At 69.0% G+C, this 25400-nt stretch carries 30 protein-coding genes; 12 read left to right on the forward strand and 18 right to left on the reverse strand.

Annotation, left to right across the window (positions count from 1 at the left end; all coding sequences use genetic code 11):
• Positions 1-147: 147 nt before the first annotated feature.
• Positions 148-768: a TetR/AcrR family transcriptional regulator gene (locus LWF15_RS24110; protein WP_232813189.1), complete on the reverse strand. Its 621-nt coding sequence runs from the start codon at positions 766-768 to the stop codon at positions 148-150.
• Between the two features lie 37 nt (positions 769-805).
• On the opposite strand from LWF15_RS24110, the gene LWF15_RS24115 reads away from it, so the two are divergent.
• The 3 genes from LWF15_RS24115 (at position 806) to LWF15_RS24125 (ending at position 3146) form a co-directional block, all read left to right on the forward strand.
• Positions 806-1615 carry an alpha/beta fold hydrolase gene (locus LWF15_RS24115; protein WP_232813190.1) on the forward strand — a complete coding sequence of 270 codons (810 nt, stop codon included), beginning with the start codon at positions 806-808 and terminating at the stop codon, positions 1613-1615.
• A gap of 62 nt (positions 1616-1677) precedes the next feature.
• Positions 1678-2070, forward strand: coding sequence for a hypothetical protein (locus LWF15_RS24120; RefSeq protein ID WP_232813191.1), 393 nt, complete (start codon positions 1678-1680; stop codon positions 2068-2070).
• Positions 2071-2258: 188 nt separating this feature from the next.
• Complete coding sequence (locus tag LWF15_RS24125) at positions 2259-3146, forward strand: glycosyltransferase (protein ID WP_232813192.1); 888 nt, start codon at positions 2259-2261, stop codon at positions 3144-3146.
• 32 nt (positions 3147-3178) lie between these two features.
• Here LWF15_RS24125 and LWF15_RS24130 read toward each other — a convergent pair whose 3' ends face one another.
• From LWF15_RS24130 to LWF15_RS24145, 4 genes are all read right to left on the reverse strand, one after another.
• The gene (locus LWF15_RS24130; RefSeq protein WP_232813193.1) at positions 3179-3577 is read right to left on the reverse strand and encodes a peptidoglycan-binding domain-containing protein; all 399 of its coding nucleotides are present in this window, start codon (positions 3575-3577) and stop codon (positions 3179-3181) included.
• Between the two features lie 187 nt (positions 3578-3764).
• Positions 3765-4178 (reverse strand): DUF6326 family protein, encoded by a 414-nt coding sequence (locus tag LWF15_RS24135; RefSeq protein ID WP_232813194.1) that lies wholly within the window; start codon positions 4176-4178, stop codon positions 3765-3767.
• Between the two features lie 267 nt (positions 4179-4445).
• A complete protein-coding gene (locus LWF15_RS24140) occupies positions 4446-4799 on the reverse strand; it encodes a DoxX family protein (RefSeq protein WP_232813195.1) in 354 nt (117 codons plus the stop codon).
• Between the two features lie 36 nt (positions 4800-4835).
• Positions 4836-5651, reverse strand: a complete 816-nt coding sequence (locus tag LWF15_RS24145; RefSeq protein ID WP_232813196.1) for an SDR family oxidoreductase — start codon at positions 5649-5651, stop codon at positions 4836-4838.
• A gap of 64 nt (positions 5652-5715) precedes the next feature.
• Here LWF15_RS24145 and LWF15_RS24150 point away from each other — a divergent pair, with 64 nt between their 5' ends.
• Entirely contained in the window at positions 5716-6291 is a 576-nt protein-coding gene (locus LWF15_RS24150; RefSeq protein ID WP_232813197.1) for a TetR/AcrR family transcriptional regulator, read from the forward strand.
• Between the two features lie 185 nt (positions 6292-6476).
• Entirely contained in the window at positions 6477-6641 is a 165-nt protein-coding gene (locus tag LWF15_RS24155) for a hypothetical protein (RefSeq protein ID WP_232813198.1), read from the forward strand.
• Between the two features lie 244 nt (positions 6642-6885).
• On the opposite strand, the gene LWF15_RS37790 is transcribed toward LWF15_RS24155, so the two are convergent.
• A complete protein-coding gene (locus tag LWF15_RS37790) occupies positions 6886-8133 on the reverse strand; it encodes an ATP-binding protein (RefSeq protein WP_232813199.1) in 1248 nt (415 codons plus the stop codon).
• A 249-nt stretch (positions 8134-8382) separates the two neighbouring features.
• Here LWF15_RS37790 and LWF15_RS24165 point away from each other — a divergent pair, with 249 nt between their 5' ends.
• Positions 8383-9240 carry an MBL fold metallo-hydrolase gene (locus tag LWF15_RS24165; RefSeq protein WP_232813200.1) on the forward strand — a complete coding sequence of 286 codons (858 nt, stop codon included), beginning with the start codon at positions 8383-8385 and terminating at the stop codon, positions 9238-9240.
• A gap of 110 nt (positions 9241-9350) precedes the next feature.
• Positions 9351-9737, forward strand: a complete 387-nt coding sequence (locus tag LWF15_RS24170) for a MarR family winged helix-turn-helix transcriptional regulator (protein WP_232813201.1) — start codon at positions 9351-9353, stop codon at positions 9735-9737.
• 39 nt (positions 9738-9776) lie between these two features.
• Here the strand turns inward: LWF15_RS24170 and LWF15_RS24175 are convergent, their stop codons facing one another.
• Positions 9777-10157 (reverse strand): MerR family transcriptional regulator, encoded by a 381-nt coding sequence (locus tag LWF15_RS24175; protein ID WP_232813202.1) that lies wholly within the window; start codon positions 10155-10157, stop codon positions 9777-9779.
• 140 nt (positions 10158-10297) lie between these two features.
• Here LWF15_RS24175 and LWF15_RS24180 point away from each other — a divergent pair, with 140 nt between their 5' ends.
• Positions 10298-11257 carry an alpha/beta hydrolase family protein gene (locus LWF15_RS24180; RefSeq protein ID WP_232813203.1) on the forward strand — a complete coding sequence of 320 codons (960 nt, stop codon included), beginning with the start codon at positions 10298-10300 and terminating at the stop codon, positions 11255-11257.
• A 107-nt stretch (positions 11258-11364) separates the two neighbouring features.
• Here LWF15_RS24180 and LWF15_RS24185 read toward each other — a convergent pair whose 3' ends face one another.
• The 4 genes from LWF15_RS24185 to LWF15_RS24200 are packed head-to-tail and all read right to left on the reverse strand — an operon-like array spanning position 11365 to position 13715.
• Complete coding sequence (locus LWF15_RS24185; RefSeq protein WP_232813204.1) at positions 11365-11748, reverse strand: PPOX class F420-dependent oxidoreductase; 384 nt, start codon at positions 11746-11748, stop codon at positions 11365-11367.
• The gene (locus tag LWF15_RS24190) at positions 11745-12200 is read right to left on the reverse strand and encodes a MerR family transcriptional regulator (RefSeq protein ID WP_232813205.1); all 456 of its coding nucleotides are present in this window, start codon (positions 12198-12200) and stop codon (positions 11745-11747) included. Before LWF15_RS24190 ends, LWF15_RS24185 begins: the two co-directional genes overlap by 4 nt.
• 51 nt (positions 12201-12251) lie before the next feature.
• Complete coding sequence (locus tag LWF15_RS24195) at positions 12252-12767, reverse strand: hypothetical protein (protein WP_232813206.1); 516 nt, start codon at positions 12765-12767, stop codon at positions 12252-12254.
• Between the two features lie 39 nt (positions 12768-12806).
• The gene (locus LWF15_RS24200; protein WP_232813207.1) at positions 12807-13715 is read right to left on the reverse strand and encodes a sigma-70 family RNA polymerase sigma factor; all 909 of its coding nucleotides are present in this window, start codon (positions 13713-13715) and stop codon (positions 12807-12809) included.
• A 78-nt stretch (positions 13716-13793) separates the two neighbouring features.
• On the opposite strand from LWF15_RS24200, the gene LWF15_RS24205 reads away from it, so the two are divergent.
• Positions 13794-14591 (forward strand): SDR family oxidoreductase, encoded by a 798-nt coding sequence (locus tag LWF15_RS24205; protein WP_232813208.1) that lies wholly within the window; start codon positions 13794-13796, stop codon positions 14589-14591.
• 147 nt (positions 14592-14738) lie between these two features.
• Here the strand turns inward: LWF15_RS24205 and LWF15_RS24210 are convergent, their stop codons facing one another.
• From LWF15_RS24210 to LWF15_RS24225, 4 genes are all read right to left on the reverse strand, one after another.
• The gene (locus tag LWF15_RS24210) at positions 14739-15092 is read right to left on the reverse strand and encodes a winged helix-turn-helix domain-containing protein (protein ID WP_232813209.1); all 354 of its coding nucleotides are present in this window, start codon (positions 15090-15092) and stop codon (positions 14739-14741) included.
• On the reverse strand, positions 15089-15514 hold the full coding sequence (locus tag LWF15_RS24215; RefSeq protein ID WP_232813210.1) for a hypothetical protein: 426 nt from the start codon (positions 15512-15514) through the stop codon (positions 15089-15091). Before LWF15_RS24215 ends, LWF15_RS24210 begins: the two co-directional genes overlap by 4 nt.
• Positions 15515-15801: 287 nt before the next feature.
• A complete protein-coding gene (locus LWF15_RS24220; RefSeq protein ID WP_232813211.1) occupies positions 15802-16071 on the reverse strand; it encodes a thioredoxin domain-containing protein in 270 nt (89 codons plus the stop codon).
• Positions 16072-16299: 228 nt separating this feature from the next.
• Positions 16300-17337: a hypothetical protein gene (locus tag LWF15_RS24225; protein WP_232813212.1), complete on the reverse strand. Its 1038-nt coding sequence runs from the start codon at positions 17335-17337 to the stop codon at positions 16300-16302.
• 220 nt (positions 17338-17557) lie between these two features.
• Here LWF15_RS24225 and LWF15_RS24230 point away from each other — a divergent pair, with 220 nt between their 5' ends.
• A complete protein-coding gene (locus tag LWF15_RS24230) occupies positions 17558-17914 on the forward strand; it encodes an RNA polymerase sigma factor (RefSeq protein ID WP_232813213.1) in 357 nt (118 codons plus the stop codon).
• Positions 17915-18240: 326 nt separating this feature from the next.
• On the opposite strand, the gene LWF15_RS24235 is transcribed toward LWF15_RS24230, so the two are convergent.
• The gene (locus tag LWF15_RS24235; RefSeq protein WP_232813214.1) at positions 18241-20460 is read right to left on the reverse strand and encodes a glycoside hydrolase family 3 N-terminal domain-containing protein; all 2220 of its coding nucleotides are present in this window, start codon (positions 20458-20460) and stop codon (positions 18241-18243) included.
• A gap of 338 nt (positions 20461-20798) precedes the next feature.
• Between LWF15_RS24235 and LWF15_RS24240 the strand changes: the two genes are divergently transcribed.
• Complete coding sequence (locus LWF15_RS24240; RefSeq protein WP_232813215.1) at positions 20799-21014, forward strand: hypothetical protein; 216 nt, start codon at positions 20799-20801, stop codon at positions 21012-21014.
• Positions 21015-21022: 8 nt separating this feature from the next.
• Here LWF15_RS24240 and LWF15_RS24245 read toward each other — a convergent pair whose 3' ends face one another.
• Both LWF15_RS24245 and LWF15_RS24250 read right to left on the reverse strand, forming a co-directional pair.
• A complete protein-coding gene (locus tag LWF15_RS24245; protein ID WP_232813216.1) occupies positions 21023-21763 on the reverse strand; it encodes a matrixin family metalloprotease in 741 nt (246 codons plus the stop codon).
• Complete coding sequence (locus tag LWF15_RS24250) at positions 21763-22212, reverse strand: hypothetical protein (protein WP_232813217.1); 450 nt, start codon at positions 22210-22212, stop codon at positions 21763-21765. The genes LWF15_RS24245 and LWF15_RS24250 overlap by 1 nt, the downstream gene beginning before the upstream one ends.
• Before the next feature lie 167 nt (positions 22213-22379).
• Here LWF15_RS24250 and LWF15_RS36800 point away from each other — a divergent pair, with 167 nt between their 5' ends.
• Positions 22380-25046, forward strand: coding sequence for an ATP-binding protein (locus tag LWF15_RS36800; protein ID WP_269810745.1), 2667 nt, complete (start codon positions 22380-22382; stop codon positions 25044-25046).
• The last annotated feature ends 354 nt before the right edge of the window (positions 25047-25400 follow it).

Raw genomic sequence — 25400 nt, forward strand, 5'->3', positions numbered from 1 at the left:
GTTGTTCGCCGTGGCTTGTCCGGTGCAACAACACTCCCCCGCCGCGCTTTCACTTCGCCTTCGCCCCGCTGTACGGACTGCCCACGGGTGAGCACTCAGAGGCGTGCGACCACGCACGACCGTCGCGAAGAGTGAAGGCTGACGGGCTCAGGAACGCCCGGGCGAAGCGATGAGGGTGAGGGCGAACCGGGCTGCGCCGAGCAGTTCGTCCCGACCGGCTCCCAGGTCCGAGCGGACCGAAAGGCCCTGCCAGAGAGCCTGTACCAGCTCGGTCAGCACGATCGGGTCGGTGGCTGCCGGGAGGTCGCCGTCGGCCCGGGCCTGCTCGATCCGGGTGCACAGGAGCGCCTCGTCGGCCCGTTGCAGATCAGCGACATAGGTGCGCACGTCGAGGGTGGCCGAGGTGTCGGCCATGACGGCACTGCTGGTCAGGCAGCCGGGGTGCCCCTGCTCGACGCGGCTGAACTCCTCGACGGAGTCGATCAGCACCCGTTCGAGAACCCGGGCGAGGGAGGGCTCGGCCACGGCGCGTTCGTAGATGGCGCTGTAGCGCAGCGCGTAGGTGCGCACCGCCTCGTCGAACAGCCCGGCCTTGCTGCCGAAGGCAGCGTAGAGGCTGGAACTGGAGACACCCAGGGCCTCGCTCAGCATCCGGGTGGAGGTGCCGGAGAAGCCGTGGCGCCAGAACAGGACCGCGGCCTGGCGCAGCGCGTCGGCACGGTCGAAGGACCGGGGACGTCCGGCGGTGCGGCGCGTGGGGGCGGTCATGTTGACGATTCTAGTGCGATCGTTCCAGAATCCAATTATGGAGCAGATGATCCAGAAAGAGATCCAGGTCAACGGCAGCTGGATCCAGGTAGACGTGTACGGAGCCCCGGACGGGCCGGCCATCGTCGTGATCCCCGGCGTCATGGCCGATGCCGCCGCCTGGGGCCCCGTGGCCCAGCACCTGGAGGGCTGGCCATCGATCGCCGTGGTGAACCGACGCGGCCGGGTTCCTTCCGGCCCGTTGACCAGCACCTACACCCTCGAGACGGAGATCGAGGACGCCACGGCCGTCCTGCGCAGCTTCTGCAACATTCAGACCGTTCTCGGGTGGAGCTACGGCGGGCTGATCGCCCTGCACCTGGCCGACCGGGTCCCGGTCGCGCACCTGATCGCCTATGAGCCGATCATGGCTCCGTTCGGAGCCCCGGCCCTGCCCGATCTGAAGGCCGCCGACGACGCGCAGGACCTCGACCAGGTCGCCGAGGTGGCACTCAGGCAGGTCGCCGCCATGCCCAGTGAGGTCGTCGGGGCACTCCGGTCCGACTCCGGCGCCTGGTCGGCTCTGCGCGAGCTCAGCGCACCGCTCTACCAGGAGACGCTGGCCATCAACCAGGCCCCGCTGCCCACCCTGCTCGCCCGTAGAGCCGACCGGATCGACCTCGTGGTGGGCGAACGCAACCGGGGTCAGGCACCCTACGGCACGACCTTCGACGACATCGTCCGTCGCGTCCCCACCGCCGCAGTGCACGAACTCGCCGGGCAGGCCCACCTGGCCCATCTCGAGGCCCCGGACCACCTCGCCGCGCTGGTGAACCGGCTGAGGGAGCCCCGGCGGACGGGTAGCTGACAATGCGTGGTCACGCCGCCGCTGGTTGCCTGGGTCCACGCACGAGCAGCTGAGGAGCAAAGATGAGCAACGTCCTGGCCATGATCAAGAGCTTTCCGGCCACCAGTGACATCAACCCCGACCTGCTGGCCGCCGCGATCGAGCAGGCCCTGGCCTGCTCACAGACCTGCACGGCCTGCGCCGACGCCTGCCTGGGCGACGGGATGCTCGACTGCATCCGGGTGGACAACGACTGCGCCGACATCTGCGCCACCACCGCGCGGGTGCTAAGCCGGCAGAGCGGGCACAACACAGCCGTGATCCGCGCCCAGCTCGAGGTCTGCATCGCGGCCTGCCGCTCGTGCGGCGACGAGTGCGAGCGCCACGCCGACATGCACGAGCACTGCCGGATCTGCGCCGAGGTGTGCCGGGCCTGCGAGAGCGCCTGCCGCGAGCTGCTGGCCTCGATGAGCTGAGGTCTCCCGGCCGCGGGCGCAGCGATGTCGGCCGGGTTAACAGTGTGTACAAATGCCTGCACACCTGGAGACTTGCCGCGCCTGGGCAGGCAGGATGACCAGCGAAGTGCTGGCCGAAGGTGCCCCGCCCGCCGGGTGCGCCGATGCGTCCGACGACACGCTCATCGTGCTCGGAGGTCGGCTCCCCCATGTCTTCTCTCAGCCCTTCAGCCAGCCCTTCCGTCAGTGTGGTCATCCCCTGCCGCGACGCGGCGCACACCCTGGCCGCGCAGCTCGAGGCGCTGGCCGGGCAGACGTACCGTGGCAGCTGGGAAGTCCTGGTCAGTGACAACGGCTCCATCGATGACACCCGGCAGGTCGCCGCGCAGTACACCGACCGCCTGCCGGGTCTGCGCATCATCGACGCGGGCGCGTACCCGGGCGCCGGGTACGCCCGCAACGTCGCCGCCGCCACGTCCACGGCCGACTTCCTGGTGTTCTGTGATGCGGACGACGAGGTCGCTCCGGACTGGCTGGAGCAGATGATGCTTGCTCTGCAACGGACCCCGTTCGTCGCCGGGCGGCTCGACGCGACTCAGCTCAACTCGTCCAAAGTTATTCGTTCACGCACGCTTCCCCAGAACGACGGCCTGCAGGAGTCCGCGTTCGGGCCGGGCCTTCCTCACGCCAGCGCCGAGAACCTGGGTATCCGGCGCAGTGTCTTCGTCTCGGTGGGTGGGTTCGACCCTGAGGTGCGGATTCTGGAGGACACGGACCTGAGCTGGCGGGTTCAGGCTGCGGGCACGCCGCTGGTGTTCGCCCCGGACGCCGTGGTGCACGTGCGTCTTCGCTCCACCTTCTGGGGAATGTGGCAGCAGGGAAAGGGTTACGGGCGGGCTCAGGCCCTGCTGGAGAAGCGTTTCAGTACGGCCCAGACCGCGCCCCGAGGGGGCGGTTCTCGCCTCGCCGGCCTGGGCCGTCTGCTGCGCCGGCACCCCTCACCCGAGGCGCTGGTGTGGGTGCTGGGATGGCACGTGGGTTACCGGCAGCAGCCCGAGGTCGTCGGGCATGACACACGGGTACCGGCGGGGCGCTGAGGCTCTACCCGCCGCCCCGCCAGCGGGAGGTGTTACCGGTAGTTGTAGTTCAGGCTGCGCAGGTAGGGCCAGGTGGCCGGGCCGACCTTGCCGTCCACGGTCAGTCCGGCGCCGTACCGTGAGTTCGCCTTGCGCTGGAGGGCTTTGGCGGCGTTCTGCGAGTTGGTGCCGAAGACGCCGTCGATCGTGCCCGGGCTGAAACCGCGGTACTGCAGCAGGCACTGCGCCTCGATACCCGCCTGCGACAGGCCGGTAGAGGATGGCTGGGTCGTGTTACCCGCGTAGTAGCCGGCGTAGGCGTTGTTGCGGGCATCCTGGTCGAAGGTGCAGTTGTACGCCGCGAACGCCGGGCTGGCCGGGCCCACGAGAAGTGCACCACCGGTCAGGGCCAGAGTGGTTGCGGCAACAGCAAAGTACTTGCGCAGGGTCATGCCATCTCCTTGACGTTACACAGCTGCAGACCGCCGTGACAGCGACCGACCCACACCCTAAATCACCACATAAACGAAGAACAGGTCTGTTTCGCCCGGGCATCGCTGGGGTATCGTCGCAGCTACGCCGCTCCCCCCTGCGGCGAGCGTGACCACGGCAGACCTCGGGCACCCAGCCTCCGCTGGTTCAGGGCCGGCCGGACCGCCAGCGGTAGGCCAGCCAGACCACGTAGCCGGTGCCCATGATCTCGATGACGCTGTAGAACGCGTAGTAGATCGTCACCGTGCCCCACGTCAATGTGGCCGCCTGAACCGCGGTCAGGAAGGCCCCCGCGACCAGGTTCGCCCGCCGGTTGGCCCGCTCCGGCAGCAGCCGGGACAGCAGCGCCATCACGAACGAGATCTCCACCAGCGCCCCGGCCGCCAGCAGGAACGGCTGCGTGACCTGGACCCCGCTGATCTCACCGGCCAGATAGTCCTGGAGCACCTGGCGGTCCATGTGCCCGAGCACGTCGCAGTAGATGTAGTTGAGTGAGACGAACACCCACAGCAGGGAGATTTTCGCTGGGGTGCTGAGTGTTTCGCTGGTCGTGGTCGGCATGGGAGGGCCTCGGTCTCCTCGGGCCGGGCCGCCTCGTGCCGCCCGGCGAGCTCTTCTCAGAGTCGTCCGGGCGGCAGCGGGTTCGGGATCCGTGGCGTCCCTGAGGCATCCCTGGGGCTCGGCCACCGGAAGAAGGAGGCATCGTGAGTCTCATCCGGCCGATCGGCTGAGCCCCTCACCGTTCGGGAGGTTCCTGCGGGTCGCCCACATCAGTGTCTGTGAGCGAGCCGTTCAGCTGTGAGCGCCGGGCCGTGACCGAGTCCCGGCTCAGGCTGTGCGGAGCACCGCTGCGAGAACGCCGACAAGCAGGACGACGCCGTCAGCCACCAGGCCGGCCGGCTGTGCGACTCCCAGCGCCCGCAACCTCGTGACGATCGCCCCGATCATGAGGACCACCACGCCGATCGCCCCCACCACGGTGGCCGCCGGGAGGAAGGCCCCCAGGATCAGGGCCACGACGAGTACCAGCTCGAAGAGGCCGATGGCCCGCCACAACGACGGCGGTACCGTCAGAGAATCCCGGATACCTTGCGAGGACGACGTATTCAGTACTTTTCCGCTGCCGGTGAGCGCGAGGAGCGCGGCCAGCAGCAAGCTCAGGACGACACCGGTGACCACCATGGCCGCGCTCCTCCTTCAGATCCAGCAGATTTCGGCTCAGCCCTGGGCCTGCCGGGAGACCTCGCTCCACTCGTCCCAGGTCTGCAGCCGCTGGGCGTACACGTACTTCACGATGTCCAACGGCTGGGAGCCGAACAGCACGCGCAGCGGCGGGTTCTCGGCGTCGACGATCTTCAGCAGCGCCGGGCCGGCCGCGTTCGGGTCGCCGTACTGGGCGTCGCCACTACGTTCGGACATGGCCTGGCGGATTCCGTCGTAGACCGGGTTCGGCTCGGCGTGCGCGGCCGAGTTGCCCGCCCAGTCGGTGGCGTACCCGCCCGGCTCGACCAGCGTGACCTTGATGCCCTGGCCGGCGACCTCCTGGGCCAGCGACTCCGACAGTCCCTCCAGCGCCCACTTGGATGCGTGGTAGCCACCCAGGGAGGGGAAGGCGCCGATGCCGCCGATGGTGGAGATCTGCACGATGTGCCCGGCCCCCTGCTCGCGCAGGATGGGCAGCACCGCCTGGGTCACGAAGAACGCCCCGAACAGGTTCGTCTCCAGCTGCTCGCGCAGCTGCTGCTCGGTGATCTCCTCGACCATCCCGAACAGGCCGTAGCCGGCGTTGTTGACCACCACGTCCAGTCGGCCGAACCGCTCGTGCGCGGCCTGCACCGCCGCGATGACCGCCGACTTGTCGGTGACGTCGAGCGCGAGCGGCAGCACCGCCTCGCCGTACCTGGCCACCAGGTCGTCCAGGCTGCTGAGGTTGCGGGCGGTCGCCGCCACCCGGTCCCCCCGTTCCAGGGCGGACTCGGCGAAGGAACGGCCGAAGCCGCGGGACGTGCCGGTGATGAACCAGACCTTACTCATGACTCACTCCTCAAGATTGGACGCGTCTAACTATAGACACGTCCAGAGAGTACACTCGTCCACGATGAATCTCAGGGAGCGCAAGAAGCTTGCCGCCTGGCGCGGCATCCGCGCCGCCGCGCTGCGGCTGTTCGAGGAACAGGGCTACGAGGGCACGACCGTCGAGCAGATCGCCGAAGCCGCCGACGTGTCCCGGGCCACGTTCTTCAACTACTTCGCGGGCAAGGAAGCCGTGGTCTTCGACCAGGACCCGCAAGAACGCGAGAACTGGCGCGCCCTGATGAGCGAGCGCCCCGCCGACGAGCCGCTGTGGGACTCTCTCAGCGCGATCATGCTCGGGTTCAACGAGACCCTGCGCGACCGGATGCCCCTGCAGCGCCGGCTGAAGGCCGCCTCCCCCGCCCTCGCCCAGCGCACCCAGGCCTTCGGGGCACAGTTCCGCACCGACCTGGTCGAATGGGCGGTTCAGCAACACGGCGACGGGCTGAGCACCACCCTGCAGCTCAATCTTCTCCAGGCCGCGGCCGGCACGGCCTACCAGACCTGGGCCCCCGAGGAGTCGTTCGACGACTACCTGGGCCGCCTGCAGCGCTGCCTCGACCAAGCACGCCCGGCCGCAGGAACCACCCATTCGGTCTGATCACCCAGGTAGGCGTGCTGCCCTCCCGGTCCACCGGCGCGCATCCCGGCAGGCCACCTCGATGAAGACCGATCCACCCCACCCAATGGCCATAGATAGGCCCCTGCCGACAGGCCACGGAGGGGATGCGGTGCGCATCTCGGGAGTGCACGGGGATCCGGGGAAACGTCAGGCCGGGGCGGACCGTGCAGCAGACCTGCGAACTCATGGGCACGCAGTGGCAGGCCGCCCTCCAGGCCGGCTTCACGACGCCGTCCCCCAGCCTGGAGGTCGAGGTCGGCTACTCCTCCGAACTGCGGGAAGACGGCCGTCAAGGGCCGGTCGGCATGGGCCTGCAGGACGAGCCGTAGGAGAGCGGTACACGTTCACCGATGACGAGGCGCACTGGGTTGTCGTGGACGGGAACGGCCAACCGCTCGCTCCTCTTCGCCCCACCGACTCCCACTGCGTCCCAATGGATGTCGACTGAACGACGGCCCTACGCAGCAACCGATCCGATCGAGTGCCCGGGAACATCATCACCATTGTCCGATCGGCAACAGCGGCTTGGTAACCGGACGGCACCTCTCACGTCATCAGGTCGCGGGAGAAGAGTTACAGACGGCGATAGGTGGTTGGGCGCCCTCGCCCGCCCTGCTGCGTCACCAGGTTCGAGTTGACCAGGACCCGCAGGGCTTTCCGAAGAGTTGCCCCCGTCAGCCCAAGAACGTCCTCCAGATCCCTCACCGTGGAGTCGCGCTCCAATGCGTCATAAACCCGCCGCTGAGTGGAGGTCAGCGACGCTCGGCTCCGCTGAGGGCCATCGGAGCGATTGAGAATGGCAGTGAAACGGATCGCCGCATCGATGAACTTGGCCGGGGGCAGGCCGGCCTCGGCCAGGGAGGAACCCACGATGGGGATACCGCTGGCCAGTGCCTCAATCACCCGCGCTCCGGTGTCCGGCGTGCGCACGTGCTGGCAGATCGCGACCAGCCTCGCGTTCCGCGCCGACGTGACACCTTCCCGGCCCAACCGATCCGTCGTAATCCCGTACAGGCCGCCGGGGTTACTGACAACGAGCCGGTCGCGCCGCAGGCGCACCTCAACCGACAGTCCTTCGGACCAGTTGTCCAGGTCACGGTGCACCAGGGCGTTGGCGACGAGTTCCCGAAAAGCCACGAGGGGGTACTCAGGCTCGTCCACCACCATGCCCCCGGCCTCGGTGACGATGACACTGTCGAACGTTCGGCGCGCCCACGCCATGGCTTCGTCCAGCATGCGCGGGATGGGGCCGGTGATCGTCATCTGGTTCCGGGCCCGGACCCCGGCAGGATCACCGGGCCTGGACTCCGCCGCAGCCTGGATCACGTAACGAGGGAAGAACTGCTGCGGATAGACGCCCAGTGCCAGGAGGCCGGCCACGCTGGGCTGTCCACCGTCCAGAATCACCCCCGCCCGGCGCAAGAGCTCCTCATCAGACCTGAAACGCCCCAGTCCTCCTGGGTCTCGGTCTTTCACCGCGCGAATGAACGAGAAGACGAGCTCCTCGTCCAGGTCCTCACGGGCAGCCCCCTCGACGGGACGCCGATCAAAATGAGGGGAAGTTCGAGCCGCAAGAAACCCCTGCTCCTCCACCTGCGACAGCTCGAAATCACCGTCATAGCTGCGCAGGTAAGCCTTGCCGCTGGTGGCTGCCCGACATGGCTTGGCCGACGGGTCACACTCGTGCACCCGGGCAATCACCACCGGCTCCCCGTCTACAGTGCCGTCACTGATGTCGAGCCGGACCGGCGGCACGAAGGACCGCGACTTATTCGCAAGCCCTTGCTTGAGCTGCTGAGCCGAGCTCAGGTCCTCCACCACCCGGCAAATGTAACCGAGCCCCGGTTACATTTGACCGTTTCCAGTCACATTTCGCTGGAGCCGTCCGGACGGACCGCAGGGCGGTCACCTTCCAGCATTGCCGAGCCAAATTGCGGCATCCCTCGGTGGCGTCCGGGGAACGCGGCCACCCGCTGGGAGTCGTCCAGGACATTGTGTCCTCGCCCCCTCCTTCTCCGCTCTCCACGAACTACTCTTGAATGAGATGATCCGAGCTCGTACTATCTCGTCATGGTCATCGAGCAGTCCTCCTTCTGGTCCAGTTCGCTGCCCCAGGCCCGTCCGCCGGCGGACATGGCGCTCTACCGCTTACCGACCGGCACGTACGCCACGCGGGCCAAGTTCGCCGTCACGGGTGGGTCTTTCCGGGACATGAGGCACTTCGCGGCAACGGCTGTGCTGGTCAGTCATCCCCGGGGTGACCTGCTGATCGATGCGGGCTTCGGGGAGAACGTGGCCGCCCACATCAAGATGCTCGCGCGACTGGAGCGGGCCCCCTACGAGCAGGGCGAGACGGTCGCGCAGCAACTTGCCGCCGCGGGATACGACCAGTCACGGCTGCTGGGGGTGCTGGTCACCCATGTGCACTGGGATCACGTCAGCGGACTGGACTCGCTGCGCGTACCGGTGTGGATCAACAAGGACGAACTCCAGTACGCAGCCGACGACCCGCACGGCTCCGTGTTCCGCTCCGTGTCCCAGGGCCTGCCCATTCGCGAGTACGCCCTCACCGGTCCGGAGTACCTGGGCTTTCCAGCAAGTTTCGATGTGCACGGCGACGGCTCCCTGGTCGTCGCCCTGGCCGCGGGGCACACGTCCGGGTCCGTCGTGGTGTTCGTGACCCTGCCTTCTGGCAAGCGGTACGCATTCATCGGGGACCTCACGTGGCAGATGGACGGCATCACCCGGGGCGCCGAGCGTCCCTGGCTGATGCGCCGCCTCGCCGACGTCGACCCCGCCACCGTCCGGCTGGGCCTACAGCGCAGCATCGCCCTCAGCCGAGCATTTCAGGTAGTGCCCGCCCACGACGTGCGTGCCTACGACGGCATCCCGCTCCTGCCCCGGCAATTCGCGAACTCCGTGGAATGAGAAAGTGCCCCATGGACTCCTCGCCGGCCGCGCACCAAGCTCCGCACCCCACTCTGGGACCGGGGCCCGACTCCGAGCTGACCTGGCTCCTGCACCGCGCAGCGCAACGCATGCACGCCCTCGTGGGTTCGGAGGCCGCCCGCCACGGCATCACCCTGCGCGATCACATCGTGCTCAGTGCTCTTCACAAGACGAAGAATCTCACCCAGATCGAGCTCGGACAGGCACTGGGCATGGACAAGACGACGCTGACGGCCGAGATCGACCGTCTGGAGAAGGCGGGATTCGTCTCCCGGCTGGTCGACCCGCGTGACCGCCGAGCTCGCATCCCAGCCATCACACCGGAAGGCGACCGGATCCGTGCCGCCGTCGCGCAGCGCACCGAAGCTGCCGAGGAAGCAGCCGTGCAGGCCCTCGCCCCCACTCAGGTCGCGCTGCTGCGTGAGGCTCTCTATCTCATCATCGGAACAACGGACGACCCGGGATCGTGCATCTGAGCAGGCATCCGTAGCAATTCCAGGGCCGGCGCGTCGGGGTCATGCTTCGGCGCCCGACGGACAAGGGGCGCGGGTGTGCAGGTTGAACGAGGCGCCACTGATCACGGATTCGAGCTCGGCCCGCGTCTGAACGAGGTCGGCGATGCGCTGATCGAGGTCGTCTCGTTCGACGACCAGGCGCTGGACGAGTTCGGGGGTGGCCTGACCGTCGATGACGCGCGGCGTCAGTTCGGCGATGGTCCTGCTGCTCAGCCCGGCGGCGTACAGCCGGCGAATGAGATGGATCCGCTCGACCGCATCTTCTGCGTAGTGGCGCTGTCCGCTGTGACTGCGCTCGGAGGTGAGCAGGTTCTGCTGTTCGTAGTACCGCAGAGCCCGGGTGGTCACCCCCGTACGGCGCGCGAGTTCACCGATCCGCATCCTGCCTCACCTCTGTTCATGTGCCGGGCATCACACGCACTTGCCTTTGACGCCAGCGTCAACTTTTACCGTAGCTCCTACGTCCGCGACGGTGAAACTCCACGCTGCGACGCCAGACCCCCTGAAAGGCAGATGCATTCATGACCGCGTTCCCCACGACCCGCGCGTCCGGTCCCGCCGCCAGCGCGACTCTGTCACTCAAGCCCCTCGTGCTGAGTGCACCACTGCGCGGTACCGACCTGCACGTGCGCGTCATTGCCCCCACGACCGGAACCGAACTTCCGGTCGTCCTTTTCGCTCACGGCTTCGGTTCGGACCTGGACGGCTACGCCCCGCTGGTCGACCACTGGGCATCCGGCGGCTTCGCCGTGATCCAGGCCACCCACCTCGATTCCCAGCGGATGCGCCTTCCCGCCGACGACCCCCGCCGGCCGCACCTGTGGTGCCATCGCGTGCAGGACATGCGGCGCATCCTCGACGAACTCGCCGCCCTGGAGGCAGCCGTGCCGGGCCTGTCCGGGCGCCTGGACCGCGGCCGCATCGTGGCGGCCGGGCACTCCTTCGGAGGTCAGACCGCCGGCCTACTGGTCGGTCTGCGCGTCACCGATCCGCAGACCGGCGTTGCCGAAGACCTTTCCGACGACCGGGTTATGGCCAGTATCCAGTTGGCCACCGCGGGTCAGGGTGGTGACGAACTGACGCCCTTCGCCCATGAGCACCTTCCCTGGCTGCGCGATCAGGACTTCTCCCACATCACAGCCCCCGGCCTGGTCGTCGCCGGAGACCAGGACGACCTTCCGCTCACCACCCGGGGCCCGGCCTGGACGGCTGACCCCTACACCCTCAGCCGCGGCGACAAGAGCCTGCTCACCGTGCGCGGCGGGGAACACTTCCTGGGTGGCATCTCCGGGTACAGGTCGGCGGAGACCACCGACGAGAACCCCGACCGTGTCGCCCTCGTCCAACAGGTCACCCTGGCCTATCTACGCCATGTCACCGGGATCGACTCCGCCGCCTGGATCACCGCTCAGACCGTTCTCACGAGCAGTCATCCGCTGGGGCACCTCGCTTCGAAACGGCCTCTGCTGACGGGTCTGTAAGCCCGCTGAACGGGTCAGGCCCCGGCTCCGGCCTTCGCCCGGCGACGTGAGGTCGGCGAAGGTGAGAACCTCAAGCGCGTCGCCGCCTGATGTCGTACTGTCCCCCCTTACTGCAAGCTGACCTGCTCGGGACGCACCACGTAGACCACGCGATGCTGCGCGTCCCCGACCGGTCCCTGCATCGTCATGCCGTACCGCTCGGCCAGCACCGCGAAGAACGCCCCATCCGGATCCGGTTCAATGCTGGTCACCGTGCCCCGCACCTCCAGATAGCGGTACGGCTCGTCCGGGTCGACCACCGACAACGCCACCTGCGGATGGGCCGTGACGTTGCGGTACTTGTGCCGGGTGGTGGTGTTGGTCAGCTTCAGGTGCTCACCGTCCCAGAGGAACCACATCGGATTCACCTGGGGCCGCCCCTCCGGGCGGATGGTGGCCAGATGCCCGAACAGGGGCCGGGTCAGCAAATCTAAATGGGTCTGCGGAATCACACGTCACTCCTTCGCTGTTCGACTGCCACTGCCGCGTCCACCAGCCGGCCCTCGCAGTCCAGGCCGGAGGCGATCAGCGACCGGTAGTGAACCGCCTTGCCCTGCAGTACTTCCAGACCCTGCTCCAGCTCCGCCATCTGGGCGCGGATGCGGGCCTCGTGCCGTTCCAGCAGGGCCAGCCTGCGCCCATGCGTGGGCGCGCCCCCGGCCAGCAGGATCGAGAAGGTGCGCATCTCCTCCGTCGGCATGCCGGTGGCGCGCAGCCGCGCCAGCAGCACCACCAGCTGGGCCTCAGCTTCGCTGTAGCGTCGACGCCGGTCAGACCCGCGCCGCACCCGCGGAAGCAGTCCCTCGCGCTCGTACCAGCGCAGGGTCGGCGCGCTGAGTCCGGTCAGCCGCGAGACGTCGGCGATGCTGAGCCAGGTCTCGACATCAGGGTCGGTGGCGGTCACCCGTCCACTATCACCGTTGAAGCGCACTTCAACGCAAGCGTTTCTCGGCCCTCACCGACGAACGCATGCCGTCAGATCGTGAAGCTTCGCCAGTCCGGCGAGCACCTGGCCGCGGTTGTCTGCGGCCTTCATCCACAGGGGCAGCCGGGAGAACATGCTGGAGTTCGCGCGAGTCTCACCGCGTTCCCGCAGGCCGGCAGCGACGTACGCGCGCAGGTCTTCGACATGCTGCCCGTTGTACGCCCACAGGACATGCCCGGCGCAGGGAGTCTGCAGCCACAGGGGGTGGCCGAAGAACGGATCGCTGGTGCCACCGGACACACAGACGCCGAACCCGACCTTGCCTTCCCTGCGCATGCTCCAGCCCGCGACGGCGGCGCAGCGCGTGCAGGTGAGCCGACGCGGGTGAAAGACGGCGTCGTAGTGGCTTTCCTGGTCGTACGGGGTGCCTGGGGTGGGCAGGATCAGCGCCTGGCCCGAGCAGTTCGGGCAGGTGACGAGCAGGCGACCGAAGTAGTGGGTCAGGTCATGGCCGGTGTCGTGGTGGCGGATCGTTTCCGGCGGCATGACGTCATGGTGGCAGAGACCCGTTCTGCGTACGCCTGATTATTCGGCGGCCTTCCGGCCCGCCGCCGCAGGGCCCAGTTCCTCGAAGGTACCCAGGCGCTGCGGATCGGCCAGCACCTCGATGCCGTCGATCTGGTCGTCGACGATCTGGAAGGCCATCAGCGAGACCACCCGCCCGTTCATCACCGCGGCCAGGCCGGGAAGCCCACCGACGAGCAGGGGCACCGACCGCTCGGCCAGGCGCCCGAACAGCACGGCCTGCTGCGAGATGGCATCGGCGCCCTCGAGCACCTCTTGATGCTCGCCGAAGTCGGCACGCAGCACCGCCTGCTCGCTCAGCAACGACACCAGCGCGCCCAGATCGCCGGTCCGTACCGCTGCCAGCCAGGCGTCGACGATCAGCCGCTCGTCGCGGCGGCTGGCAACGGCGGGCCGCCCCACCTGCCGGACCCGCCGCCGGGCCCGGGAGGCCAGTTGACGGGTGGCCGGGCCGGAGCGCCCGAGAACCTGGGCGACCTCCTCGAAGGAGTAGCCGAACACGTCGTGCAGGACCAGGGCGATCCGCTCGGCCGGCTGCAGGATCTCCAGGACCAACAGCAGCGCGGCACCAGCCCTATCGGCCTCGGCGACCAGGTCGGCCGGGTTCGGCTCCGGATCCACCGGATCGGCGTTGGTGTTCGCCTCACCTGGCCAGGCCTCTACCAACCAGGCTGAGGCGGTCGAGCGACGACGGCTGCGCAGGATGTCCAGGCTGACCCGGGAGACCACAGTGGTCAGCCAGCCCTGGAGATTCTGGATGTCCTGCGCCCGGGATCGTTCCAGGCGCAGCCACGTCTCCTGGACGGCGTCCTCGGCGTCGGCGGCGGAGCCCAGCAGGTGCGTGGCCACGGCCCACAGCCGGGGTCGTTCCTGCTCGAAGTGCCCGGCCAGGTCGTCGAGATCGGTCATGTCACATCCTCCAGCGCTCGTACGTCACCCCTGTGACGAGCGCCGAGCCGCGCATGTGACATGAGGGAGATGCCGTTCATGACCCATCCCGTCCTGGTGACCGGTGGCACCGGAACCATCGGCAGCCGCGTCGTCCCCCTGCTGGTCCAAGCCGACCACGACGTACGGGTGCTGAGTCGCAAACCCGGCACCGATCGTCCTCAAATTCAGTATGTCGCCGGCAACACGGTCAAGGGCCGGGGACTGACCGAGGCCCTGGAGGGGGTCTCGACCGTGCTGCACCTGGCCGGCGGGGCCAAGGGCGACGACGTGGCGGCCGAGAACCTGGTCGAAGCCGCCCGGCGGGCCAGGACCGAGCATCTGGTGCTGATCTCGGTGGTCGGCGCCGACCGGATGCCGATCGGTTACTTCAGGGCGAAGGCCAGGGCCGAGCAGACGTTCGAGCGTTCCGGGGTTCCGTTCAGCATCGTCCGGGTGTCTCAGCTGCACGAGTTCGTGCTGCCGGTGGCCAAGTTCCTCACCCGGCTGCCGCTAGCCCTGGCCCCGCGAGGGCTGCGCTTTGAACCGGTGGATGTGGACGCCGTGGCGCAACGCCTGACCGAGCTCACGCTGGGCAGGCCGGCCGGGCGGGTGGCGGATCTGGCCGGGCCTGAGGTGTTGGACATGCGGCAGATCCTCGGCCAGTACCTTGCCGCTCAGGGGCGTAGCCGTCGGCTGGTCGGGACGGGGATTCCCGGTGGCGTGGGGCGCGCCTACCGGGCCGGGGAGAATCTGGCCGGGCCGGGGGTTCTGCGGGCGGGTAGGACCTGGGAGGCGTTCCTTTTCCTGCCGGGAGATGACTCCTCATCTGTTCGCCCTCAGTTTCGACGCGCGTGAGCCGCAGCGCCTAACCCGCTTCTGGGCGCAGTTCCTGGGCCACGAGATGGTGGAGGAACCCAGACGGAGGAGTAATGCTTGCGGCTGGGGTGGCCGCGGGGAGCCGGGGGTGGGGCCGGGCGTCACCCTGGCCGGCCCGGTCTGAAGTCATTGACCACCGCGAGCCCGGGCGACCAGGCGTTCCAGGTTGGCCAGATAGGCGTTGAAGGCGGCGCGACCGGTGTCAGTCAGGCGCACGGTGGTCTGCCGGCGCATCGCCCGCTCCTTGCGCACCTCTACGTAGCCGACCTGCTCCAGGGCTGTCACCTGCTTGGACAGGGCCGAGTCGCTGGTGCCGATGGTGTCGCGCAGGAAGGAGAACTGGACCCAGTCGGCCGGGGCCAGCAGCGAGCAGATGTTCAGCCGGGCCGGGGTGTGCAGGAACTCGTCGATGGCGATGTCGTTGGGGTTGGCGTGGGGGTCGGTGACGATGCCGGTGGGTTCGGGGTCGGCGGTGCTCATGGGCGCATGCTCCGGACCATGGAGGCCTGCACCGGCTTGGTCACCCCGACGAACACCAGGACGACGCCGATCATGCCGATCGTGTTCGGCATGGGCCAGTCCAGCCCTCGTGCAACGGCCTGGAACAGGATATTGACCAGTACGGCCAGGACCAAGGTCGCGCCATAGGCCATCTGCCACCGCAAGGACGGCCGCACCCCCTTCAGGGTGACCCCGCGCTGGTACCCGAACCCGACCCCCATCACCATCAGCAGGACCCACAGCCAGATCATGTCGACGTCGACCAGCACGCCGAGGGCGAGCGCGCTGGAACACAGGCTCCACGTGGCCCTCCAGCTCCAAGGAGCGGTGCCCTCGTCGATGGCCTGCTGTCGTCGCTGAGCGACCTGGTCCAGGGTCTGCTGCGCTTCGTGGGCATCCATCGGATCGTCCTCTCAGTCGGAAGCTTTCTTGCCTAACAGGAAAGTTAGCGCCGTCTTTCTCCTGAGGCAAGTGTTGCCCGACGAGCAACTAAGCGTCGACCAGGCAAGTCCGCGGCGACGGCTACGCCCGGAGCACGACACGAGCCCTGCTTCGGTCGGGGCCGTCGGGCCGGGCGGCTGATCCCGGCCGTCCAGCCTGGCAGTGCTGCCGGGGCAGCACTGCCAGCGTCTGCAGGTGGCCGCTCGCCTGCTCACCAGGTGCCCCGGCCCTTTCAGCACGCGGCCTGCTAGCCAGCGGCCAGCTCCACGTTCAGCACCTTCGGAAGGGCCGGGTCGTCCGGGGCGACCTTGGGGCCGAAACGCGCGACCGGCCGTCCGTCCCTGGAGATCACGAACCTCTCGAAGCTCCACAGGACGTCCGGATCCTCGGTGGGGTTCAGGCCGTGCCCCCGCAGGTCTTCGCGGAACTGCTGGTTGTCCTGGCCCACCGGCACGGCCATGGTCAGCGCGCCGTAGAGCGGATGCTGCTGCGTGCCCAGCACACTGATCTTCGACATCACAGGGAAGGTCACCGCGTAAGTGCGCGAGCAGATGGCGCGCCGGGACGCACCAGATTTGTCGAGACCATGGGTCAGGAGAACGAAGAGATCCTGCGGATGACGTTCGCAGGCAGGACACTGACGTAGGACGCCCTGGTGGCCTCCCGCGCAACGGGAGGCCACCGGCGGCCCCAACTTGGGTGAGACCCCACCCCTCCCTGACGGAGGCTGGGCACACCCTATGGTTCAGAACGTCGAGAGCTGTGCCTTCTCGTGGTCGTCGCCCAACGTACTGCCTCGGTCGTGTCGAGGCAGTACCCGGGCTCGGCTGGTGGCCACCACGCCCAGGAGCAGCAGGTCGACCAGGAGGCCGATGACCGCGGCGAACTGGGACGCCGCGAACAGGAAGACCTGTGTGAGCAGGAGACTTGTCAGGGCCGAGCGCTGGAACCAGTCCAGGGCGCAGCGTTTGCTGTTCATCCGCCACATCCGTACTCCCAGCGCGGCGAAGACCAGTGAGGCGCTCGTGCCGATCAGTACCCCACAGATGGTGACTGCGTAGGAGTCGCCGGTCTGCCAGAGACCCACCGCCACCAGCGCGGCCCCGATCGCCTGAAATGCGAACAGCACAGCCAGCAGGGGCGCGGCGAACCGGGACTGGGCCACGCGGTCGAAGGCTTCAGCGACCGTTCCCCACAGTCTTTCGAAGCGCTGGGGTAGCGTCGGCGGCCTCGGCTCGACCATCGTCAGCAGTTCGCGCAGTTCCGGGGCCCCGCGCACGTGCCCCAGAGCATCCAGCGTGGCCACCACCTCACGGCGACGGGAGTCCGGCAGCCGTCCGGCCAGTCCGTCCACCAGCACGTGGGCGGCGTTGGCGACCTTCTCCTGGTCGCTGAGGGGCCGGTGCCGGCGCCAGGTGTGCGCGGCGACCACCAGTCCCGCGAAGACCGCGTACATGATCGCGGCTGCCGGTTCGAAGAAGTAGTCGTTGTCGGCCGTGACGAACTTGCCCACCTCGTCGATGAAGAGCCCGAAGCCCACCCCGCCCAGTAGGGCCGCGACCGGCCGCGGCCCACGGCCGATGTAGGCGAACCCCAGGACGAGAGCAAGCATCATGAGCAGCCCGCCCGGCAGCACATGAGCCACGTGCAGGCCGGTGTCGCCGCCGATCTGTGGATAGCCGGTCAGGGCGAGGTAGGCGCGGGTGATGAGGATCGTGGAAACGCCCGCGACGACGAACGTGGTCAGGTGGACGATCGCCTTCTCCGAGCGGACCAGGTCCATGCGAAAGACATGGCTCACACGTTCGAGATGCAGGCTGAGAGTGGATCTGGACACGACTCACCGTAGGCGCCTGCTCGGCGGGCGGCGAGTCAGGCGTCCGGGCGGGGAAGACCCCTTGTCCTCACGGTCCGCCGCAAATCGCTGAGAGGCGCTGAAGGGGTCCGCGCGGACGCTACGACGTTCCGTCGGGGCGCTTGTAGATTCCGGGACCGATCGACCCGTGAACTCGATCGACGCTGAGAACCAATACAGGTCGGCGGGCGCCACACGGCGCTCGAACGGAGGGAGCGTTGTGAAGCCGACCGATGAGAGGCCCGGTGTGGCCCAGGCCGAAGGCCCACCCCGTGACGAGGTGATGACAGGGGATGCGGCCCTGGTGGCCGGGTCCCTGTCCGAGCCTGAGGTGTTCTCCTTGGTCTACGAGCGGCACGCGCTGGCGTTGTACCGCTTCGCGCACCGGCGGCTGGGACCGGATCTGGAGCAGGACGCGATGTCCGATGCCATCCTGCAAGCCTTCCGCGGGCGGCACCGCTATGACCAGCCCCGTGCTGACGCGCGTCGATGCCGACCTGGATAAGCGAGCCTTCGACTTGTGAAGCGCGATACTGCTGCACAAGGTCTTCCCGGCCCAGGCCGAGATCGCCACCGCTCATGACTGGGCGTCAGCACGGGCTGCGCCGATCCTGCCCTCAGGCGAGCCCCTCGGGCGCGGTCCCCCTCTGTCGTTCCGGGCAGGTGATCTGGTTGGTGACCACCACGCCGCCGCAGTCGGCCCAAATGACTGCCGCGCTTCCGGCGTCATGCAGGTTCCGACAGAGAAAGGCTGAGGCGCCATCGTTTTCGCCGGAGCCTCGGCCCGCACCCATTGCGACGAAGTGTCGTAAGGGGTGCGGGCCGGACTGCTCAGTCGGTGACGGTGAACTCGGTGTGCAGGTCGGCGGTCGAGCTGCTGCCCACCCAGACGTCGAAGCTGGTTGCGTCGAGGACCCAGTCACGGGTCGCCGCGCTCCAGTAGCGCCGTTCCTCTGCTGTAACGGCGAATTCGACCCGTTCGGTCTGGCCGGCCCGCAGGTGCAGACGGCGGAAACCCTTCAGCAGCCGGACCGGTCGTGACGCCGTGCCGTAACGCTGGTGCAGGTAGAGCTGGGCCACCTCGTTCCCGTCCCGGCCCGAGGTGTTGGTGACGTCCACGCTGACGGTGACCACACCGTCCACAGGTGTGCTCGGACTGCTGACGGCAAGGTTGCTGTAGGCGAACTTCGCGTAGCTGAGGCCGAACCCGAACGGGTACAGCGGGGTGCTCTCCTCGTCCCAGTAGCGGCGGCCCTGCTTGCTCGGGTCGTGGGATCGGGTGTGGGCGTAGTGCATCGGCACCTGCCCCACGTGGCGCGGCCAGGTGAAGGGCAGCTTGCCGCCGGGAACCGCCTGCCCGAACAGCAGATTGGCCACAGCCTCACCGCCCCGCGTCCCGGGGTACCAGACCTGCAGAATGGCGGGGGTGTTGGCCTCGGCCCAGCGCAGGTCCAGCGGACGGCCGCTCATCAGGACCACGACGGTGGGCGTACCGGTGGCCACCACGGCCTGAAGCAGGGCCAGCTGCTCGCCAGGCAGGTCAAGGGTGGAACGGGAGGCGGTTTCACCGATCATGTCCTGACGCTCGCCGACCACCACAACCGCGACGTCGGCAGCCGTCGCGATCTCGACCGCACGGCTGAGCTCAGCCTCGCTGTCGAAGTTTTCGCCGGTCTTGCTGCCGTCGCCCCACATGTCGAACATCGACGGGAAGAGCCGGACGGGCGAGGGCACCCCCGGCGCATAGGTGACCTCGACGGGCGTCTCGAGCCCGGCGGCGTGGGCGCGGATCCCCTCCAGGACGGTGACGGTCTCTTCGAGGTCGTAGTCGAAGATCCACGGCCCGAGGGTGTCGCGCTTGGAGTTTGCCATCTGGCCCAGCACGGCGACCGATCCGATCCCGGTCAACGGCAGCAGATCGTTCTCGTTGCGCAGGAGAACCGCGCTCTCCTCGGCCGCTTTCCGGGCTGTTTCGCGGTGGGCCGGGTCGTTCAGCACGGTCTGCGCGGCCTGCTCGTCCACGAACGGGTCGTCCAGCAGACCGAGCGCCTCCTTGGCCGACAGCAGGCGGCGGACGCTGGTGTCGATCCGTTCGATGTCGACCTGGCCGTTCTCCAGCGCCTCGTCCAGGTGTTCGAAGGCCGGGTCGAGGATGGCCATCTCGAGGTCCAGGCCGGCGTTCAGGGCCCGGGCCCCGGCATCGGTGAGGTCGGCCGCGTAGTGGTGGGCCGCCAGGTCACGGGCGGAGTTGGCGTCCGAGACCACGAAACCCTCGAAGCCCAGTGCCTCGCGCAGGATGTCGTTCAGCAGCCAGCGGTTGCCGGTGGCGGGTACGCCGTTCAGGTCCATGTACGCCGACATCACGTTGCCCGCGCCCGCGTCGATCGCCGCCTTGAACGGGGGCAGGTAGGTGTTCCAGAGCTCCTGGTCGGACAGGTCGACCTCGTCGTAGTCGCGCCCGCCGAGCGCGGCGCCGTAACCGGCGAAGTGCTTGGGGCCGGCGATGATGTGCTCGTCGGCGCCGAGGTGCGGGCCCTGGAAGCCGCGCACCTGGGCGGCGGCGACCACCGAGCCCAGGTACGGGTCCTCACCGGCGCCCTCGATGATCCGGCCCCAGCGAGGATCCCGGGCGATGTCCAGCATCGGGGCGAAGGCCCAGTGGATGCCGACGGCCCGGGCCTCCCGGGCGGCGACCGCCTGGGACTGCTCGATCAGCTCGGGGTTCCACGACGCGGCCAGGGCGATCGGCACCGGGAAGATGGTGCGCAGGCCGTGGATGACGTCGAAACCGAACAGCACCGGGATGCCGTGCCGGTTGCCGGCGATCGCCTGCCGCTGCAGGCGGTTCGACGTCGCCGGGTCGGTGACGAACAGCAGCGAACCGGCCCGGCCTGCGGCCAGCGCAGCCTCGACCGCCTCCACCTGCCCGGGCGGCACCATGCTCGGGTCGCCGCGCTCGGGGAGCCGGAAGTAGAAGTACTGGATGAGCTGACCGATCTTCTCGGCCGGCGTCATGCTCTGCAGCAGTTTCTCGACCCGGGCGGAGCTCATCGGGCCACCCCTTCACCGAGGTAGCGGGCCTTGTTCCTGCGCTCGTCCACCTGAGCACCCCTTTGCGCTCGCCAGTCGGCCGTCCGTCCGGACAGCTCGCGGTGCGAAGGTACATGAATTTCGACCAAGTGTTAATAATTAGCTGGACCGGCCGAGTGCTCCGTGTCAGCGACGCGCTCGAACCAGGCGGCCTCGGCCTGGTCCAGGATCGCCAGGTCTTCCATGAACGAGCCGGGCAAGGCGCCGTGGCACTCCAACACGCTGGGCCAGACCTCTACTGCCCCCCGGCCGTGGTCGCCTCGTGAGGGCCGACCCTGCATACCTGAAGGTTCAGCACCATGGCGGGCCGTTGCCTGGTGAGCATCCGGATCGCCGAGTCCGGCAGCGGCGAGGCGGCCAGCATGATCCCTTCGACCGTCGACATCGTGCGTTCCAGTGCCTCGCGCTCGCGCAGCCCGAACTCCTGGGCGTCGGCCAGGCACGTCGGCCGCCTCTACACGCAGTTGCAGGGGCGGCCGACGTATGACATCGCCTACGACTCCGACCAGGACTGAGGACGGTCTCAGGTCGGCACCGACGCCGGGTAGAGACTGCAGACCTGGTCCAAGTCGTCGGGCTGCAGTTCCCGGAGCACGTAGTGATGGCGGACCCGTGGGTACATCACCGCCCCCGGGACCTGGGTGTGGGCGAGTCCGAGCAGATGGCCGAACTCGTGCAGAGCCACCGTTTCCACGTCGAAGGCGCCGCGGATCGCCCCGTCCGCCCAGATGCTCTCGTCGTCGTCGAAATGCAGGGGCTTGGGCGGGGTTTCGGTGATCGTCCAGCACGGTCCCGGGAAGTCGGCGTGGGCCACCACGGTTCCGACCATGCTGTGGTCCGGGTCCTGGGCCGGACGCCATTCCACCATCACGTCCGGCTCCTGCGTACTCTCCACCCGGCGAAGGACGAAGGGCAGCACCCCCGCCCAGGTCGAGGCGGCCCGTTCGACCGCCTCGAAGGCGCCCTCGTAATTGGTACACGGCGCCCCGAACGCGTACCGCAGTTCCGGTCCGTCCCAGGGGCAGAGCGCCTTCAGGGCCAGCCCGTTGACCAGGTCCGGCATTCCGCAGCGAGCCGCCTCGAGCTCGGACCGGGTGTCTGCGTCGACCCGGCCGGTGACCGGGACGTTCATCCGGTCCTGGAACCGGGCCAGCGCGTGGGCGACGGTGTCCACGTCGAGATCCGGTCCGGCCGCCCCGGGCGGCAGATACCCGTAGCGCTCGAGGTAGCTCAGGGTGGACAGGTCCGGGAGTTCGGCCGGCATCAGCTGAACAGACCTGCAATCGCGTCCACAAGACTGCCGATACCCCCGACGGCGTCGACCAGTTCGCCGATGAACTGGACGATGTCGTCGATCGTTTCCCCGACCGAGTCCACCGGGCCGGCCGAGGACGCCTGGAGAGCGATGGCGGCCCGAATGGCGTTGTACGGCGCGGAACCGGCCCGGCCTTCCGGGAACGGAATCGGCGCGAGTTCGACGAACCCCTCGGCGCCGGTGATCATCCGCCACACCGCGGCCGCCTGCTCGGCACTGAAGTAGCCGGAGGCCACCAGGAAGGCCAGGCTCTGCCACAGCAGGTCGGGGTCGGAGCCGTACTTCTCGAGGTTGCTCTTGGCGTCCACCGGCGAGGCGCCGTGCAGTTCCCGGCGCACCCGGTACAGCTCGGCGGCGCTCTCGAAACTGATCTTCGTAGACGTATCAGTTGCGGTCATTGCTGGCTCCCCTGGTCGGTGGCCGCGGGCTGCGGCCGACGTCTACGACGGTAGGAAGCCCTGGACCGTGGTTGACGAAACCTGACGAAAACTGACGAAGACCGCCGCCGTACCCCTCACCCTGACCTCCGGACCACGCCGATCCCCCCGACCCCGGGAGATCTCCGATGGGGACACTGACCCGGCCGGACCTGCCTCCCGGCGACCTGCGCACCCTTTCCGACGCCCTGCACGAGGCGCACCACCGGGCCGGCCGGCCGAGCCTGCGCGATCTGGCCCGCGAGGTGGGCTGCAGCCGGACCACGGTGTCGGCCATGTTCTCGGAACCGCGTCCCCCTCGCTGGGGCCTGCTCGAACTCGTGGTGGAGGCGCTCGGGGCGGACCTCGCGCCGTTCCACCGGATGTGGCTGCAGGCCACCCAGGATCCGACCGGACCGGCCCACAGCAACCCAGCCACCGCAAGCTCACCGGACACCGGCCCGCCCTCCGGCCCCTGGGTACCGGGCCCCGCCGCCCCCGACGACTCCGTCCAGACGTCCGCCCTGGGCCCGGCCGCCCTTCCCCCGACCGCCCAGCTGCGACAGATGCCGGCCGCCGTGGCCGGTTTCATCGGCCGGACCGATCTGCTGGCCGGGCTGGACGCCCTCCTCCTCGCGGCCCCGGGCAACTCGGTGCCGATCGGGCTCCTGACCGGCACCGCGGGCGTCGGCAAGACCGCGCTGGCCCGACAATGGGCACACCGCTGCGCGAACCGGTATCCGGGTGGCACGCTCTATGTGGACCTGCACGGCTACCATCCGGGCCCGGCGGTGTCGGCGCACGAGGTGCTGGCCGAGTTCGTCCGGGCCCTCCGGCCGGGGACGACTCCCGTCCCCGAGGGCACCCGTGAGCGCGCCGCGCTGTTCCGGTCGCTCGCGGCCGGCCGGCGGATCCTGGTGCTGCTCGACAACGCCGGTACCTTCGGTCAGGTCGAGGATCTGCTGCCCGGCGATCCCGGCTGCGCCGCGCTGGTCACCAGCCGCGACGCGCTGAGCGGGCTGGTGGTCCGCTACGGCGCCACCCGGTTCGGGGTCGGCCTGATGAGCGGACCGGAAGCCCGGGCGCTGATGTCGTCCGTGGCGGGAGCGCGGGTGACGACCGAACCCGGGCCGGTCGACGTCCTGGTCAGGCGGTGCGCCCGGCTGCCCCTGGCCCTGCGGGTGGCGGCCGAGCTGATCACCTCCCGGCCCGAGGAGTCGATCGCCGACCTGGTCGAGGAACTCCAGGCGCCGGACCTGCTGGATGTCCTGGATCCCGGGGACGGCTGGTCCGGGGTGCGCACAGTGTTCTCCTGGTCCTACGAGCACCTGACTGAACTGCCCGCCCGGCTGTTCCGGAGGATCGGCCTGCACCCGGGGCCGGACTACCACCTGGCCGGTTTCGCGGCTCTGGCCGACTGCGACCGGCGCGCGGCCCGCGCCGCGGCCGACGAGCTGACCCGCAGCCATCTCCTGGAAAGACTTCCGGGGGACCGGTTCCGGATGCACGACCTGTTGCGGGCCTATGCCGCCGAGCTTGTCGCGGCCGACCCGGCGGACGAGAACGAGGCCGCTCGCACCCGGCTGTTCGACAGCGCCTGCGCCGATGCCCGGGCCGCTGCCGCCAGCGCCTTCCCCTCCGGGGTGAGCACGGGGGTGAACCCGAAGAACATCGGCCTGCAATGGCTCACTACCCAGCGGGCCGCCCTCCTGGCGATCGGGCAGGTCTCCGGACCGCACGCCGGGCAGCTGTCCGAGATCCTCGCACCGTTCCTCGACGCCGGGGCGCACTACGACGATGCCGAGACGCTGCACCGGCGGGCCCTGGCCACCGCGGACAACGATCAGGCCCGGGCCCGGGCCCTGAACCGACTGGGCACCATCCACCGCCGCCGGGGTGCCTTCGACCAGGCTCTGCACGAGTACCAGCGGTCCGCCGAGCTCTTCCGGGCCGCCGGGGACGACGCCGGGCTCGGCCAGGCGCTGCAGAACAGCGGGATCATCCGCTGGCGGCGCGGCGACTATCCGGGCGGCCGGGCCGCCCTGGAGCAGGCGCTGGCCCTGCACCGGGCCGTGGGCGCGCGCAGTGGGGAGGGTACGACCCTCTACAGCCTGGGCATCGTGCACCGCCGGCTGGGTGACTACCGTCTGGCCGCCCAATGCCACCGGGCGGCGGTGACGTTGCTGGAGGAGATCGGTGACCTGGTCGGTCTCGGCAAGGCCCTGAACAACCTGGCCGTGCTGCAGGTGTACCGGGGCGAGCCGGAACGGGCGCTGGTGTCGCTGGAGCGGACACTGGCGATCCAGCGCCGCCTCGGCGACCGGGCCGGGGAGAACGCCGTGCTGTCGAACCTCGGCCTGGCCCAGGAACGTCTCGGTCGGCTGGCCGAGGCCGAGGCATCGCTGCGGCTGGCCCTGCGCATCGCCGACGAGATCGCCTACCCGGTCGGCCGCATCGATGCCCTGCGCGGGCTCGGGGTGGTTCTGGCCCGAAGCGCCCACCAGGACCAGGCGGTCGCGTACCTGCGCGAGGCACTGGCCCTGGCGGAGCAACTGGGCGAGGGTGGATCCCGCACCGCCGCCACCCGCGAACTCGGCGAGGTGCTGCTGTCCGTGGGCCCCTCGAAGGAAGCATCGGCGACCCTCACCGCCGCCCTGCGGATGGCCGTCGACACCGGTGACCGGTACGAGCAGGCGATGACGTTGCTGGCCCTGGCCCGGCTGCCGGGAGCCGCCCCGGAGAACCGCCAGATGGCCGCCCGGCTCCTGGGCGACTTGGGACTCAGGTCGGACGCCGGGCCCGCACCAGAAACGTGACCCGGGCAGCGACTTCACCGGTAGGTTGCGCTCGAGGCGGACGACCGCGCTCAGGGCGGTGCCGCAGAGCCGGGTTTCCCCGGCAGCAATGGCTGCGCGACTTCACCTTCGCCTCCAACCCGAACATCGAAGCCGCCATGATCCACAATCTCCCCGGGCGGCCGCAAGGACGGCAGAGGCGACCGTGGCGTGCAGGTTTGGGCGCTTCAGGTCAGCACCCTAGGAGACGTACCGGTGCGGTTTGCAGGTCGGGCACGGTCTGGGCATGCCGGTCTCGGGATCGTCCGGCAGCCACCCCGAAGCGCACTCGGCACAGCCCAGAACGGGGCGTGGCCCTGGCGCTGCGGCGCGTTC

Origin of the sequence: Kineosporia rhizophila (genome assembly GCF_021277265.1) — a bacterium.
Classification (GTDB): Bacteria; Actinomycetota; Actinomycetes; order Actinomycetales; family Kineosporiaceae; genus Kineosporia; species Kineosporia rhizophila.